At 64.7% G+C, this 14,135-nt stretch carries 12 protein-coding genes; 9 read left to right on the top strand and 3 right to left on the bottom strand.

The window, feature by feature from the left end:
* From BN1127_RS10190 to araA, 3 genes are all read left to right on the top strand, one after another.
* Positions 1-1,327, top strand: a 1,327-nt coding sequence (locus BN1127_RS10190; protein ID WP_042649357.1) for a ribulokinase, incomplete at its 5' end; no start/stop codon positions are given.
* Positions 1,324-2,022, top strand: a complete 699-nt coding sequence (locus BN1127_RS10185) for an L-ribulose-5-phosphate 4-epimerase (protein WP_042649356.1) — start codon at positions 1,324-1,326, stop codon at positions 2,020-2,022. The genes BN1127_RS10190 and BN1127_RS10185, both read left to right, overlap by 4 nt.
* Positions 2,023-2,035: 13 nt before the next feature.
* A complete protein-coding gene (gene araA / locus BN1127_RS10180) occupies positions 2,036-3,535 on the top strand; it encodes an L-arabinose isomerase (RefSeq protein WP_042649355.1) in 1,500 nt (499 codons plus the stop codon).
* A 106-nt stretch (positions 3,536-3,641) separates the two neighbouring features.
* On the opposite strand, the gene BN1127_RS10175 is transcribed toward araA, so the two are convergent.
* On the bottom strand, positions 3,642-4,532 hold the full coding sequence (locus BN1127_RS10175) for a LysR family transcriptional regulator (protein ID WP_042649354.1): 891 nt from the start codon (positions 4,530-4,532) through the stop codon (positions 3,642-3,644).
* Positions 4,533-4,646: 114 nt separating this feature from the next.
* Here BN1127_RS10175 and BN1127_RS10170 point away from each other — a divergent pair, with 114 nt between their 5' ends.
* Genes BN1127_RS10170 through BN1127_RS10160 form a run of 3 tightly spaced genes read left to right on the top strand, consistent with a single transcriptional unit; the run spans position 4,647 to position 7,446 of the window.
* Positions 4,647-5,798, top strand: a complete 1,152-nt coding sequence (locus tag BN1127_RS10170; RefSeq protein WP_042649353.1) for a methionine aminotransferase — start codon at positions 4,647-4,649, stop codon at positions 5,796-5,798.
* A gap of 8 nt (positions 5,799-5,806) precedes the next feature.
* Positions 5,807-6,622 carry a carbon-nitrogen hydrolase family protein gene (locus tag BN1127_RS10165; RefSeq protein WP_042649352.1) on the top strand — a complete coding sequence of 272 codons (816 nt, stop codon included), beginning with the start codon at positions 5,807-5,809 and terminating at the stop codon, positions 6,620-6,622.
* Positions 6,623-6,675: 53 nt separating this feature from the next.
* On the top strand, positions 6,676-7,446 hold the full coding sequence (locus tag BN1127_RS10160) for an ABC transporter substrate-binding protein (RefSeq protein ID WP_042649351.1): 771 nt from the start codon (positions 6,676-6,678) through the stop codon (positions 7,444-7,446).
* A 129-nt stretch (positions 7,447-7,575) separates the two neighbouring features.
* On the opposite strand, the gene BN1127_RS10155 is transcribed toward BN1127_RS10160, so the two are convergent.
* Both BN1127_RS10155 and mprF read right to left on the bottom strand, forming a co-directional pair.
* On the bottom strand, positions 7,576-8,304 hold the full coding sequence (locus BN1127_RS10155; protein ID WP_042649350.1) for an AcvB/VirJ family lysyl-phosphatidylglycerol hydrolase: 729 nt from the start codon (positions 8,302-8,304) through the stop codon (positions 7,576-7,578).
* 10 nt (positions 8,305-8,314) lie between these two features.
* On the bottom strand, positions 8,315-10,870 hold the full coding sequence (mprF, locus tag BN1127_RS10150) for a bifunctional lysylphosphatidylglycerol flippase/synthetase MprF (protein ID WP_042649349.1): 2,556 nt from the start codon (positions 10,868-10,870) through the stop codon (positions 8,315-8,317).
* Positions 10,871-11,107: 237 nt separating this feature from the next.
* Between mprF and BN1127_RS10145 the strand changes: the two genes are divergently transcribed.
* The 3 genes from BN1127_RS10145 to BN1127_RS10135 all read left to right on the top strand — a co-directional run bounded on the left by BN1127_RS10145 (position 11,108) and on the right by BN1127_RS10135 (position 14,093).
* A complete protein-coding gene (locus BN1127_RS10145; protein ID WP_042649348.1) occupies positions 11,108-11,824 on the top strand; it encodes a metallophosphoesterase in 717 nt (238 codons plus the stop codon).
* Positions 11,825-12,012: 188 nt separating this feature from the next.
* Entirely contained in the window at positions 12,013-13,440 is a 1,428-nt protein-coding gene (gene sbcB / locus BN1127_RS10140; RefSeq protein ID WP_042649347.1) for an exodeoxyribonuclease I, read from the top strand.
* 146 nt (positions 13,441-13,586) lie between these two features.
* Positions 13,587-14,093, top strand: a complete 507-nt coding sequence (locus tag BN1127_RS10135; RefSeq protein WP_042649346.1) for a hypothetical protein — start codon at positions 13,587-13,589, stop codon at positions 14,091-14,093.
* Positions 14,094-14,135: the final 42 nt, after the last annotated feature.

The raw sequence follows: 14,135 nt of genomic DNA, 5'->3' as shown, positions 1-14,135 counted from the left end.
GTTCGTGCTGTGGAAGGATCACACCGCCATCGAGGAGGCCGAGGCCATCACGGCCCTGTGCCACGGCGGCCAGTTCCCCGACTACAGCCGCTACATCGGCGGGGTCTACTCCTCCGAGTGGTTCTGGGCCAAGATACTGCACGTCTCCCGCAGTGACGCGGCGGTGCGCGCCGCCGCCTGCAACTGGGTCGAGCTGTGCGACTGGGTGCCCGCCATCCTGAGCGGCACCCAGGCCCCGGCCGATATCCGGCGCGGGCGCTGCTCCGCCGGCCACAAGTCCCTCTGGCACCCGAGCTGGGGCGGCCTGCCCCCCGCCGAGTTTCTCAACGCCCTGGATCCCCTGCTGACCCAGGATCTCGACTTCCCCCTCTTTACCGACAGCTGGACCGCCGATCTGCCGGTCGGCACCCTGACCCCCGAGTGGGCGGAGCGGCTGCACCTCTCCTGCGAGGTGGTGATCGCCGGCGGCGCCTTTGACTGCCACATGGGGGCGGTGGGGGCCGGGGCTGGCAACAATGCGCTGGTCAAGGTGATCGGCACCTCCACCTGCGACATCCTGATCGCCGACGAAGCCACCATCGGTGATCGCGCCATTGCCGGGATCTGCGGCCAGGTGGACGGCAGCGTGGTGCCGGGCATGGTGGGGCTGGAGGCGGGACAATCGGCGTTCGGCGACATCTACGCCTGGTATCAGCGCCAGCTCGGCTGGCCGCTGGAGAGCCTCGCCGCCCAGTATCCCGAGCTTCGCACCGCCATCGAGGCCCACAAGCGGGAACTGTTGCCAAGCCTCGCCGCCGCCTGGGAGCAGCAGCGCGATCTGGCCCACCTGCCGGTGGTGCTCGACTGGTTTAACGGTCGCCGCACCCCTTACGCCAACCAGCGCCTGCAGGGCACCCTCACGGGGATCAACCTCGGCACCGATGCGCCCGATCTCTTTGGCGCCCTGGTGGCCTCCACCGCCTTCGGGGCCCGCAGCATCATGGAGTGCATGACCAGTCAGCAGGTGCCGGTGGAGCAGGTGATCGCCCTTGGCGGCATCGCCCGCAAGTCGACCACAGTGATGCAGACCTGCGCCGACGTGATGAACAGGCCCATCCAGGTGGTGGCCTCGGATCAGTGCTGCGCCCTGGGGGCGGCCATCTTTGCCGCCGTGGCGGCCGGTATCCACGCCGATGTGGCCAAGGCCCAGTGCCACATGGCGAGCGCCGTGGAGCGCACCCACCAGCCTGACCCCGAGCGGGTCGCCGAGTATGAGCGCCTCTACCAGCGCTACCTTGCCTGGGGCGCCGCCGCCGAGCCGCTCTACAACAGGGGGATACCGGCATGAACCTCCAGATGCTCAAGGAGCAGGTGCTCGTCGCCAACCTGGATCTGCCGCACCACGGCCTGGTGACCTTCACCTGGGGCAACGTGAGCGGCATCGACCGGGAACAAGGTCTGGTGGTGATAAAGCCGAGCGGCGTCAGTTACGAACGGATGCGGGTCGAGGACATGGTGGTGCTGGATCTGGCGGGCAAGCAGGTGGAAGGCGCCTTGCGCCCCTCCTCCGACACCGCCACCCACCTGGTGCTCTATCGCGCCTATCCCGAGCTTGGCGGCGTGGTGCACACCCACTCCACCCATGCCACCGCCTGGGCCCAGGCGGGGCGCCCCATTCCCATTTTCGGCACCACCCAGGCCGACTACTTCCACGGCGAGATCCCCTGCTCGCGCCTGCTCACTCCGGGCGAGGTCGAGGAGGATTACGAGGGGCTGACCGGTCATCTCATCGTCGAGACCCTCAAGCAGACCCCCATTCTCACCATGCCGGGAGTGCTGGTGGCCAACCACGGCCCCTTCAGCTGGGGCAAGAGTGCCGAAGACGCGGTGCACAACGCCGTGGTGCTGGAGGAGGTGGCGCGCATGGCCTGGCTCACCGGCCAGATAAACCCGGGGGCACGCCCCCTGCCCGATTACCTGCTGGAGAAGCACTACCAGCGCAAACATGGCAAGCACGCCTATTACGGCCAGACAAAAGCATAATGAGGACACCAAGATGGAATTGATGAAACAGCTGGAAGTGTGGTTCCTGGTCGGCAGCCAGCACCTGTATGGCGCCGCCACCCTGAAGCAGGTGGCCGATCACGCCCACACCATCACCAGCCAGCTCAACGAGCGCGCCAGCCTGCCGGTCAAGATAGTGCTCAAGCCCACCGGCACCACCCTGGACGAGATAAGCGCGGTAGCCCGGGATGCCAATCACGACCAGCGCTGCATCGGGCTCATGGTGTGGATGCACACCTTCTCCCCCGCCAAGATGTGGATCCCGGCACTCAGCCAGTTGCAAAAACCCCTGCTGCAGTTCCACACCCAGTTCAACCGGGATCTGCCGTGGAGCGAGATCGACATGGACTTCATGAACCTGAACCAGACCGCCCACGGCGGCCGTGAGTTCGGTTTCATGGGGGCCCGTCTGCGGCTGCCGCGCACCGTGGTGGTCGGTCACTGGCAAGATGAGGAGGCCCACCGCAAGCTGGGTAACTGGATGCGGGTCGCCGCCGCCATTCACGACAGCCGCCACCTGAAGATCGCCCGCTTCGGCGACAACATGCGCAACGTGGCGGTCACCGAGGGTGACAAAATTGAAGCCCAGATCCAGTTCGGCTATCAGGTGAACTACCACCCGGTCGGCGATCTGGTCAAAGTGATCGACGCCGTGCCCGCAAGCGACATCGAGGCGCTGCTGGCCGAATACGAAGAAAGCTACACCCTGACCGAGGCGGTGCAGGCGGGCGGGCCGCTTCGCGCCTCTTTGTATGAGGCGGCGCGCCAGGAGCTGGGGATGAAGAAGTTCCTCACCGACGGTGGTTTTGGCGCCTTCACCACCACCTTTGAAGACCTTCACGGCCTGCACCAGCTGCCGGGGCTCGCCTGCCAGCGCCTGATGCAGCAAGGCTTCGGCTTTGGGGCAGAAGGGGACTGGAAGACCGCAGCCCTGCTGCGCACCCTCAAGGTGATGGGGGCCGGTCTTGCGGGGGGCACCTCCTTCATGGAGGACTACACCTACCACCTGGAGGCGGGCAACAACCTGGTGCTGGGGGCCCATATGCTGGAGGTCTGCCCCTCCATCGCCGCCGATAAACCCGTGCTGGATGCACAGCATCTGGGCATAGGCAAGAAGGCCGATCCGGCCCGCCTGCTGTTTGCGGCCCCGGCCGGAAAGGCGGTCAACGCCAGCCTCATCGACATGGGCAACCGCTTCCGGCTGGTGGTCAATCAGCTCGAGGTGGTAGACCTGCCAGAGGCCATGCCCAAGCTGCCCGTCGCAAGCGCCCTGTGGAACCCCATGCCGGATCTGCAGACCAGCGCCGAGGCCTGGATCCTGGCCGGGGCCGCCCACCACTCGGTGTTCACCCAATCGGTGGATATCGAACAGCTGCGCACCTTCGCCGACATCATGGGCATAGAGTTCGTGGCGATCGACCAGGATACCCGCATCCCCGCCCTCAAGGAGCAGCTGCGCTGGAACGAGGTCTACTACAAGATCTGCCACTGACCCCTTAATCGGCCAGCAGCCATCACCATGACAACAGCCCCGCTCGCGGGGCTGTTTCTTTTAGGGGCAGACTGATATCACTCAGTCAGGGAGACACTGACAACAATCAGTGTTGGTCGCGGCTCTCCAGCAACCAGTGATAGGTGCGGGCCACGCCCTGACGCTGGCTGTCGGGGCGGGCGATCAGGGCGTATTCGTGATCCGTCTCCAGCACGAGGGCAAAGGGGGCGACCAGGGCGCCGCTCTCCAGCTCCTCGGCCACTATGGTGGGATCCCCGAGAGAGAGGCCAAACCCCTGCAGGGCGGCATTCATCGCCAAGTCCAGGGTATCGAACAGTTGCCCCCCCTGGGGCTGCCAGGGAATGTCGAGGAAGGCGGCAAACCAGTTGCGCCAGTCCCGCCGATCGGCGCTGGCATGGATGAGTGGCAGCAGGGGCAACTCGTTCAGGTCGCGCTCGAACAGACGATGCTTGGCGGCAAACGCCGGGGCGCAGACCGGGGTCAGCCGCTCTTGAAACAGGGGCTGGCTGTGGGGATAGCGCCCCAGGCAGGGCTGATAGACGATGGCGAGATCGAAGGGTTCCCGGGAAAAGTCGATGCCATGGCTGTGGCTGCCGCGCACCTCCACCGCCTCCCCTTCGAACGCCTGCAACCGTCGCAGCAGCCAGCGGCTGGCGCAGGAGGGCACCTTGATGCTGATGGCCTGCTCGTGGGGCAGGGTCTGCAGGGCACTGAGCCCTTCCCCCATGCGGGCAAGCCCCTCGCGAACGAAGGGCAGCAGCCGCTCGGCGGCCGGGGTCAAGGTGAGGCAGCGGGTGCCGCGCACGAACAGCAGATGGCCGAGGCGCGCCTCCAGCTGGGCGATCTGCTTGCTCACCGCCCCCTGGCTCACGCACAGCTCGTCGGCGGCCAGGGTGAAACTCAGATGGCGGGCAGAACACTCGAATACCTGCAAGCCATACAGGGGCAACTGGCTGCGGGGTTGGGTGGACAACATACAAGCCTCCATGCTTGAGAAAAACTCATGCATAACATGCCGAATAATCCGTTGTCCGGCAACCCTTGCGGGGGCTAAAAAGGGACCTCTTTAACACACTCAGGTGACGGCGCCATGTCTTCCCCCCGCATTGTCAGCAAACTGCCCCAGGTGGGCACCACCATCTTCAGCGTGATCGGGGATCTGGCCGCCCGCCATCCCAGCATCAACCTCTCCCAGGGGGCACCGAGCTTCCCCTGCGATCCCGAGCTCATCCGGGTGACCCACGAGGCCATGCTGGCCGGGGAGAACCAGTATGCCCCCATGACGGGGCTGCCCGCCCTGCGCGAACAGCTGGCGGCCAAGATAGCGACCTGCTACGGCCACCACTATGACGCCGGTGAGGAGATCACCATCACCGCCAGCGCCAGCGAGGCCCTGTTCTGCGCCATCACCGCCCTGGTACACCCGGGGGACGAGGTGATCATGTTCGAGCCGGCGTTTGACAGCTACCGCCCCATGATCCAGCTGCAGGATGCCACCCCTGTGGTGATCGCTCTCAAGGCACCGGACTTTGCCATCCCCTGGGAGGAGGTGGCCGCCCGCATCACCCCGCGCACCCGCATGATAGTGCTCAACACCCCCCACAACCCCACCGGTACCGTCTGGCAGGCGGGGGATCAGGAGCGCCTGGCCCGCCTGGTGCGCGGCACCGACATTCTCATTCTCTCGGACGAGGTGTACGAGCACGTGGTGTTCGACGGCGCCCTGCACCAGAGCGTCATTCGCTATCCGGAGCTGGTGGAGCGCTCCGTCACCGTCTTCTCCTTCGGCAAGACCTTCCACGTCACCGGCTGGCGGGTAGGTTACTGCGTGGCTCCCCGCCCCCTGATGGAGGAGATCCGCAAGGTGCACCAGTTCGCCATGTTCGCCGCCGACACCCCCATGCAATACGGCTTCGCCCACCTGTTGCAGCAACCGGCCCACTATCAGGGGCTGGCGGCCTTCTACCAGCGCAAGCGCGACCTGCTGACCTCGGCCCTGGTGGATTCCCGCCTGACGCTGCTCCCCTCGGCGGGCAGCTTCTTCATGCTGGCGAGCTACGAGCGGGTAAGCGACGAGCCCGACAGCCTCTTCGTGCAGCGGCTCATCCGCGATCACGGGGTCGCCACCATTCCGGTCTCCGCCTTCTATCACGACGGCACGGATCAGCGGGTCATCCGTCTCTCCTTCTCCAAGGATGACGACACCCTGCTGGCGGGCGCCGAGCGCCTGTGCGGCGTCTAGGAGGCACCATGGATTCAGTGCGCGTTGCCGTCCTGCAGATGGTCTCCGGGGATGATCTCGACCACAACCTGGCCCAGGCCGAGGCCCTGCTGCGCCAGGCGGCGGCCGAGGGGGCCGAGCTGGTCCTGCTGCCCGAATACTTCTACCTGATGCCGGTTGACGAGCGGGCGCGGGTGGCCCTGGCCGCCCCGGTGGAGGATCACCCCCTGCTGGCCTGGGCCCGGGAGCTGGCCCGGGAGCTCGGAGTCTGGCTGCTGGCGGGCACCCTGCCCCTTGAAAGCGACGAGCCAGGCAAGATGCACAACAGCAGCCTGCTCATCGACCCGCAAGGGGAGCTCGCGAGCCGCTACGACAAGCTGCACCTGTTTGGCTTTTGCACCGGGCAGGAGCAGTATGACGAGGCCGCGACCATGAGCCCGGGCCGGGAGGTGGTGAGCCATCCCCTGCCCTGGGGGCTGCTGCGTCTCGGGATCTGCTACGACCTGCGATTCCCCGAGCTGTTTCGCCTGGACCCTGCCCCCGACTTCATCGCCCTGCCCGCGGCCTTCACCCACACCACCGGGCTCGCGCACTGGGAGCTGCTGCTGCGGGCCCGGGCGGTGGAGAACCTGGCCTTCGTGTTCGCCAGCGCCCAGGGGGGACACCACCCCGGCGGGCGGCGCACATTCGGCCACAGCATGATCATCGGTCCCTGGGGCCGGATACTGGCCCAGGTAGAAGAGGGTCAGGGACTGGCCATCGCCACCCTGGATCTGGCGGCCCAGCGCAGGGTGCGCAGCCAGTTGCCGGCCCTCAGCCATCGCAAGATAGCCGTCGGCCCTTGAGGCCGGCACCCTTTAGCACGCTAGGAATGACATCACACTTCAAGGGACTGACCATGAAACTCAACACCGCAATGATGCTGATGGCCCTGGCCACCGCGGGCCAGGCCGCCGCCAAACCTCTGGTGATCGCCACCGACGCCACCTATCCTCCCTTCGAAATGGTCGACAGCAGCGGCAAGCTAGGCGGCTTCGAGGTCGATCTCGCCTATGCCCTGTGTGCGGCCATGAAGACCGAGTGCGAAGTGATCAACCAGCCCTGGGATGCCCTGCTGCCGGGTCTGCAGGTGCGCAAGTACGACGCCATCATGTCCTCCATGAACATCACGGACGAGCGGCGCCAGAAGGTCGCCTTCAGCCAGGTCTATTACATGATGCAGAACCGTTTCGTGGGGCGCAGCGACAAGGCGGCCGACTTTGCCGACACCCCTGAGCACTTCAAGGGCAAGGTGATCGCGGTGCAGGAGGGCACCCCCCAGGACAACTTCATCACCGCCCGCTACGGTGACGTGGCCAAGATCAAGCGCTACGTCAACGCCCAGTCTCCCATGCTGGATCTGCAGTCCAGCCGCGCCGACTACACCTTCGGCAACATGGTGCAGTTGAAGGTGGGCTTCCTCGACAAGGAGATGGGCAAGCAGTTCGCCTTCGTCGGCCCCCAGTTCAACGGCACTCAGGACAAGATCCTGGGAGAAGGGGTGGCGGTGGCCCTGCGCAAGAAGGATGACAAGCTCAAGAGCCAGTTCGATGCTGCCATCGAGAGCGTCAAGGCCGATGGCACCTTCGATCAACTACTCAAGAAGTATCAGCTGGAAGACCTGCTCTAAGGCCGGTTGACTCGCCATCAAAAGCCGTATCACAGAATAAAAAAACACCAGTCAATTGACTGGCGTTTTTTTATTCTATTGACAGATGAATGATTCTCTCAGTCAGCCTCCCTTGGCGGGCAAGGCAGCTCAGTGATCCTGCTCCTCCCCCGCCCAGGGCAGCCGATCGGCGATGCTCCGGTACAGCACTCCGTAGTCGTCGTCGAAGTGGTGGGATCCCGGCAGGGTCACTGTGGTGACATTCGGCTGCTGCAGGTGCGGGCAGAGTTTGACCGGGGAGTCGTCATCCGCCCCCTGCACGCAGAGCAGCGGCAGGCTCTTGATGGCCTTGACCTCCGGCAGGATGGGATAGCTGCCCCCCTTGTCGTGCACCACCATGTCGCTGACGTGGATCTCAAAATCCGACGCGGTCGAGGGAGAGAGCATCACGGCGCCCACCAGGCTGTCGCGATAAGCTGGCGGCAGACGATTGATGACAAAGGGCACTATCTCGGCGCCAAAGGAGAAGCCCACCAGCAGCCAGCGCTGGCGTCCCCAGCGGGACTGGTACTCGGTGAGGATGCGCACCAGATCCGCCGTCGCCTGATCCGGCGTCTTCTTCTTCCAGTAATAGGAGAGCGAGCTCCAGCCCACCACCGGCATGCCGTGGGCCTGCAACTGGGCGCCCAGCCCCTTGTCCAGCGCCGCCCAGCCGCCGTCCCCGCTCATGAAGACCACCATGGGGGCGGACGAGGCTTGCGCCACCGGCAACTCCACCAGCCCCAGCTCCGCACCGACCCGGCCCGGCTGGGCGGCGACCGCCGGCAGGGTGAACGAGGAGACAAGACAGCAAATCAACAGCAACAACATGGCTCTCATGGGCCAACTCCTATTTTTTCATGAGCCCGAAGGGGCCGCGACTGATGAGGGAGACGAGGTGGGTCAGGGTGCGGGGCAGCACCAGATGACCGGTGCAGAGCAGGTAGCGGGGCTCCCACTTTGGGCCGAACTTCTCCTTGTAACGCCGCAATCCCTGGAAGTTGTAGAAACGGCTGCCCCGGGTGAACAGGGTGTTGCCAAGGCGGGCCCAGTAACCGCCGAGGGGGTTGTCGTTGAAGCCCGACATGGGGGCCATCCCCAGGTTGAAGCTGACATAGCCCTCCTGCTTGCCCCACAGCAGCAGCTCGACGAACAGGAAATCCATGACGGGGGCCGCCCCCGTGTCCGGGCTGTAGCGCATCAGATCGATGGAGAGGCTCTCCTTGTTGTCGCTGGTCCAGAGGTTGGCAAACCCGACGATCTGCCCCTCGCGCCGCACCAGCGCCATCGGGTTGAGGGTGAGGTAGGCAGGATCGAAACTGCCCACGGAGAAGCCCTTCTCCCTGCCCTGCTTGCTGTGCAGCCAGCTGTCGGAGATCCCCTTCAACTCGGGTAGCAAGGCGGCAATCTCACCGGGTGCCACCACCTCGAAGAGCAGCCCTTCCCGCTTGCCCTTGGCGTGGCTCTGGCGCAGGTTGCGCAGGCGACTGCCGGCGAGATCGAAGCCGTGCAGATCCACGATGGCCTCCTCCCCCAGCTTGAAGGGGATGAGCCCGAGATCCAGATAGACAGGCAGATAGCGGGCCGATACCTGGTAGAAGACCGGGCTGACGTCGTGCTCGTCACAGCGCTCGCGAAACTGCCAGAGCAGCTCCTCCACGAGGGAGGGCTTGCCGACGGGATCCCCCATCACTATCCAGCTGCTGCCCTCGGTTCCGTACATCAAGAAGGCCTCGCCGCTTGGGTGGAACAGCAGGGATTTGTCCCCGAGCTGGGCCAGGTAACCGTGGCCTCCCCCTGCCCGCATCACCAGCCCATGGGCACGGGAGAGCGCCTCTGCATCCGGCTTGTCGGTGGCGAGGCGCAAAGGGGCCAGCAGATGGGCTACCCCGACCACCGCCAGCACACCGATGACGCTCCCCATGGCACGCAGGGCGCGGGAAGCCGCCCCGGGCCCGTGGGCCGAGACGTGCAGCCAGAGGGAGGGGTCATACTCCACCTGCCGATAGGAGAAGAGCAGCAACCACAAGGCTCCCAGCAGTACGGCCCCCACAGACATCAGCCAGGAGGGGGTGAACCGGGCGTGGAGCAGGGAGCCCTTGCGATAAAAGAGCGGGCGGCAGGGGGTGATGACGAGCAAGAAGCCTCCGAGCAGCAGGGCAGACTCCCAGTCAAACCCCTTGAACAGGGAGAACAGCATGCCGAGCCCCAGCAGCCACTGGGTGATCCTGAAAGCCCCGTCATGACGGCGATAGAGGCTGTGAGCCAGCAACAGCAGCAACACGCCGCTGACGCTGCCGAGCACATGGGAGAACTCAAGCAGGTGCAGGGGCAGCACCTGCAGGAAGGCCTCAATCCGCCCCCTCATGGTGGGGATCATCCCGGAGCAGAGCAGCAGAGTTCCCGCCGCGAAGGTGCCCATGCTCACCAGGGCAGGCACGAACTCCCGGGTCGCCATCATCATCCCCTGCAACCGGTGTAGGCGGGCCCGCTGTTGCAGCAGCTCCTGACCTGCAAACAACAGGAGGGCACAGAGGAAAGGCAGGAAGTAGTAGGCGCAGCGGTAGATCAGCAGGGAGGCGAGCAGTTTGTCCACCGGCAGATAGTGGGTGAGCAGCAGGCTCATGCTCGCCTCGAAGACCCCGATGCCCCCCGGCACATGGGCCAGCACCCCGAGCAGGCTCGAGAGCACGAAGGCACTGAGCAGCACCGGATAGGGCACGCTGCCCGATGGCAGCAGCACATAGAGCACGGCGGCGGCGGCCATCCAGTCGAGCAGGGCGATGAGCAGTTGCAACAGGCGGTATCTGATGCGCGGCAGGAGCAGCAGGTGCCCGCGCCAGACCAGGGCCGCCCCCGGCCACAATAGATAAACCAGCACCGTCAGCAGGGCCAGGGCACCCGCCAGTTGCAGCAGACCGGTCGCCCAGCGTGGCCAGTGGGCCAGCAGGGCAGCCCCCTGCCCCAGCAACAGGGCGCAGCCCCCCCAGCCCAGCAGACCGAGGAAGAAGGTGATGGAGCAGAAGAGGATCACCCTGGCCACCTCTCCGGTGCCAAGCCCCAGGGAAGAGTAGAGCCGGTAACGTACCGACGAGCCGGTGAGCAGCGCAAAGCCCAGGGTGTTGGAGAAGGTGTAGGCAATGAAGGAGGTCATCCCCACCTGCGGCAAGGGCAGTCGCTTGTCCAGCACCCGTAGTGCCAGCAGATCGTAACAACAGAGGCAGCCATAGCTGAGCAGGGTGAGCAACAGGGCGGCCCCCAGCTGCGGCAAGGGTTGAGACCAGATGGCCAGGCGGATGTCGTGCCAGTGCCACAGGTGGGTCAAATGATAGAGGACGGTCAAGGCCGCCCCCAGCAGCAGCAGGCTGCACAGGGGGCCTATCCAGATCAACAGCTGACGCCGCATTCAAGATTCCTGTCAAAAAGCGAGATGACGACGCTGCCATGGGACGGCGAACAAGGCCCCCGTGGCACCTGCACATGAAAGGGCAAGGCGGGAAGAGCTCGCCACTGAGCCCCCTTTTCATGCATGCTGTCATATGATTTACCAGCCCTTGCGAGGCCGCCATCTTTCTTCTGTAACCTTATGTACGGCCAGACAAAAGCGAACAAGCCGCCCGTCGGCACGGGCAAGGAGACCGACATGAACCCGTCCCCGCTGATCAGACGCTTCTCCCGCAATCCTCTGGGACGGGATCTCGCCGTCGGCGATATCCACGGCTACTTTTCGCTGCTGCAAGGGGCGCTGGACCAGGCGGGATTCGACCCCGCTCGGGATCGCCTCTTCTCCGTGGGGGATCTGACGGATCGCGGCCCCGACTGCACAGCCGCGCTCGAGTGGCTGGCCAAGCCCTGGTTTCACCCGGTCTGCGGCAATCACGATGACTATGTCTGCCGCTACGAGAGCTGCGATAGGGAGAACTGGATCCAGAACGGCGGCGGCTGGTTTCAGCAGCTGACCCCGGACGAGCAGGGGGCGTTCGCCGCCCACTACCGCACCCTGCCTATCGCCATCGAGGTAGCCACTCCGGCCGGCCCGGTCGGGCTGCTCCACGCCGATTGCCCCTTTTCTTCCTGGCAGGGGCTGCTGGACCAACTGGATGCGGGGGTAAGCGGCGGTAGGCTTCGCGCCATCAAGAACGTCTGCCTCTGGTCAAGGCGCCGCATCGAGCGGCTGGATGAGAGCGGTGTCGAGGATCTCGTCGCCCTGGTGGTGGGCCACACCCCGGTGGGCCTCCCGGCCCGGCTTGGCAACGTCTACTACATAGACACCGGCGGCTGGTACCCAGACGAAGGCGGCTTCTTCACCCTGCTGGATCTGCACACCCTGATGCCCCTGCCCCCGGGTACGGTCCGATAAGCCCCCATCCAGCCGCAATCCTGCACAGTCCCCTGATACGACACCCTTGAGCGTTCAATAAACCGGCAGCCAGGGCGCCCGCGCTTCGCTCTGCCTGCGCTATGGTTTACCATGCTGGCAACTGCGGTGCATGGCACCGCCCACCCAGGCGCCATGGCGCCGCCATCGGACACCTCACCTCGAGCAACATGAGCAAAACAGCACAGCCCGGCAGCGAGCCCACCTTCTACTTCCACGATTACGAGACCTTCGGCATCAGCCCCGCCAGGGACAGGCCGTCGCAGTTTGCGGGCATTCGCACCGACGCCGATTTCAACCTCATCGGCGAGCCGCTGGTGATTTACTGCAAGCCGCCGGCGGATTACCTGCCGGAGCCGGAAGCCTGCCTCATCACCGGCATCACGCCGCAGAAGGCGATGAAGGACGGCCTGTGCGAGGCGGACTTCATCCGCCAGATCCACGAGCAGTTCGCCACCCCGAACACCTGCGTGCTGGGCTACAACAGCATCCGCTTCGATGACGAGGTGACCCGCTACACCCTCTATCGCAACTTCTATGACCCCTATGCCTACAGCTGGCAGAACGGCAACTCCCGCTGGGACATCCTCGACATGCTGCGGGCCTGCTATGCCCTGCGCCCGGAGGGGATAGAGTGGGCCCTGGACGATGAGGGCAAGCCGAGCTTCAAGCTGGAGAAACTGACGGTCGCCAACGGCGTGGCCCACGCCAACGCCCACGATGCGCTCTCGGACGTCTTGGCCACCATAGAGATGGCCAAGTTGGTGAAAAAAGCCCAGCCCAAGCTGTTTGACTACCTGTTTGCCCTGCGCAACAAGAACAAGGTGAAGGCCCTCATCGACGTGGTGACCATGAAGCCCCTGGTCCACGTCTCCGGCATGTTCTCTCCCTGGCAGGGGTGTGCGAGCTGGGTGTCGCCACTCGCCTGGCACCCCAGCAACCAGAACGCGGTGATCATGGTGGATCTGACCCGTGACCCCACCCCGCTCATCGAGCTCACGAGCGAGGAGATCCGCGAGCGCCTCTATACCAAAAAAGAGGATCTGGGAGATCTCGCGGGCATTCCGGTGAAACTGGTGCACATCAACAAGTGCCCGGTGCTGGCGCCGGCCGCCACCCTGACCCCGGAGCGGGCCGACCAGCTTGGCATAGACCGGGAGCAGTGTCGCAAGAGCCTGGATCTGCTGCGAGCCCATCCCGAGGTGCGGGAGAAACTGGTGGAGGTGTTCAATCAGGAGTTTGCGGGCAGCAATGACAGCGACCCGGATACCCAGCTCTACGCCGGTTTCTTCGGCCACGGCGACAAGTCCACCATGGATCTGGTGCGCGCCACCCCGGCGGATCTGCTGGGGGAGCGGGAGTTTGCCTTCAGTGATCCGCGCCTGCCGGAAATGCTGTTCCGCTACCGCGCCCGCAACTGGCCCCACACCTTGAGCGAAGCGGAGCAGAAGCGCTGGCGCCTGCACTGCAGCGACTACTTCAGCCGCCGTCTGCCGGACTATGTGCCCCGTCTCGAGGCACTGGCGGAGCAGAATCAGAGTAACGAACGGAACTTTGCGATCCTGAAGAGTCTCTATCGCTACCTGGAAGATCTATGAGATGTGAGGCGTTTCACACTTAAAACCCGGTAAGCTCCCCGCGTCCGCGACATAATGAGCAGGGGAGCCAAGCTCCTGATAGTTTGATAATTACATGCGCTGCCGGCATGGATGCCGCGCCTCGACTGTTGGGGATCTCTCGTTTTATGCGTTCAGCACTGTCTGCTCTCACCCTTGTCGCCTGTGCCTTGCTGCCCCAGACCACCCTGGCCGGGGTGCGTTTTGAAGTGCCGGACTATCTGCTGCGTCTGCCGGAGCAGACCTATCAGCTCATCGAGCGCAACTTCAGCACCCTCTATCAGCAGACCGACTTCAACCCCCAGATCACCAACAGCTATTTCAACCACTCGGACCTCTATCGCTTCGCCGGTATTCCCCTAGCCATCACGCCCCAGAACGGCTTCCAGATGGAGATCTTCGGTCAGCTCTACAACAAGTCGTCCCAGATCTATGCCCAGATGAGCCAGGATCTCTCCCTCTACCGTACCCTGCGGGTGGACATGATGGGGGATCAGAGCGACGAGGTCGCCATCGGCATGGGGCTCGGCATTCCCCTCAGCGCCCGCCTGACCCTCAAGGCGCTCGCCTCCAGCAACGAGATCCCGGGTTATGGCTCCGCCAACTACGCCATCGGGATGGAGTGGCACTTCTAGGGGTCAACCCCACCCGATAGAAAGGCTCCCGAGGGAGCCTTT

This window comes from Aeromonas media (assembly GCF_000819985.1).
Lineage (GTDB): Bacteria > Pseudomonadota > Gammaproteobacteria > Enterobacterales > Aeromonadaceae > Aeromonas > Aeromonas media.
Note: the sequence above shows the minus strand (reverse complement) of the source record. Positions and strands in the feature narration are given on the sequence as shown.

Coding starts and splice junctions, on each gene's coding strand:
- BN1127_RS10135 (WP_042649346.1), top strand. CDS start 13,587: ATGCGTTCAGCACTGTCTGCTCTCACCCTTGTCGCCTGTGCCTTGCTG.
- BN1127_RS10145 (WP_042649348.1), top strand. CDS start 11,108: ATGAACCCGTCCCCGCTGATCAGACGCTTCTCCCGCAATCCTCTGGGA.
- BN1127_RS10185 (WP_042649356.1), top strand. CDS start 1,324: ATGAACCTCCAGATGCTCAAGGAGCAGGTGCTCGTCGCCAACCTGGAT.
- BN1127_RS10175 (WP_042649354.1), bottom strand. CDS start 4,532: ATGTTGTCCACCCAACCCCGCAGCCAGTTGCCCCTGTATGGCTTGCAG.
- mprF (WP_042649349.1), bottom strand. CDS start 10,870: ATGCGGCGTCAGCTGTTGATCTGGATAGGCCCCCTGTGCAGCCTGCTG.
- araA (WP_042649355.1), top strand. CDS start 2,036: ATGGAATTGATGAAACAGCTGGAAGTGTGGTTCCTGGTCGGCAGCCAG.
- BN1127_RS10160 (WP_042649351.1), top strand. CDS start 6,676: ATGAAACTCAACACCGCAATGATGCTGATGGCCCTGGCCACCGCGGGC.
- BN1127_RS10165 (WP_042649352.1), top strand. CDS start 5,807: ATGGATTCAGTGCGCGTTGCCGTCCTGCAGATGGTCTCCGGGGATGAT.
- BN1127_RS10155 (WP_042649350.1), bottom strand. CDS start 8,304: ATGAGAGCCATGTTGTTGCTGTTGATTTGCTGTCTTGTCTCCTCGTTC.
- sbcB (WP_042649347.1), top strand. CDS start 12,013: ATGAGCAAAACAGCACAGCCCGGCAGCGAGCCCACCTTCTACTTCCAC.
- BN1127_RS10170 (WP_042649353.1), top strand. CDS start 4,647: ATGTCTTCCCCCCGCATTGTCAGCAAACTGCCCCAGGTGGGCACCACC.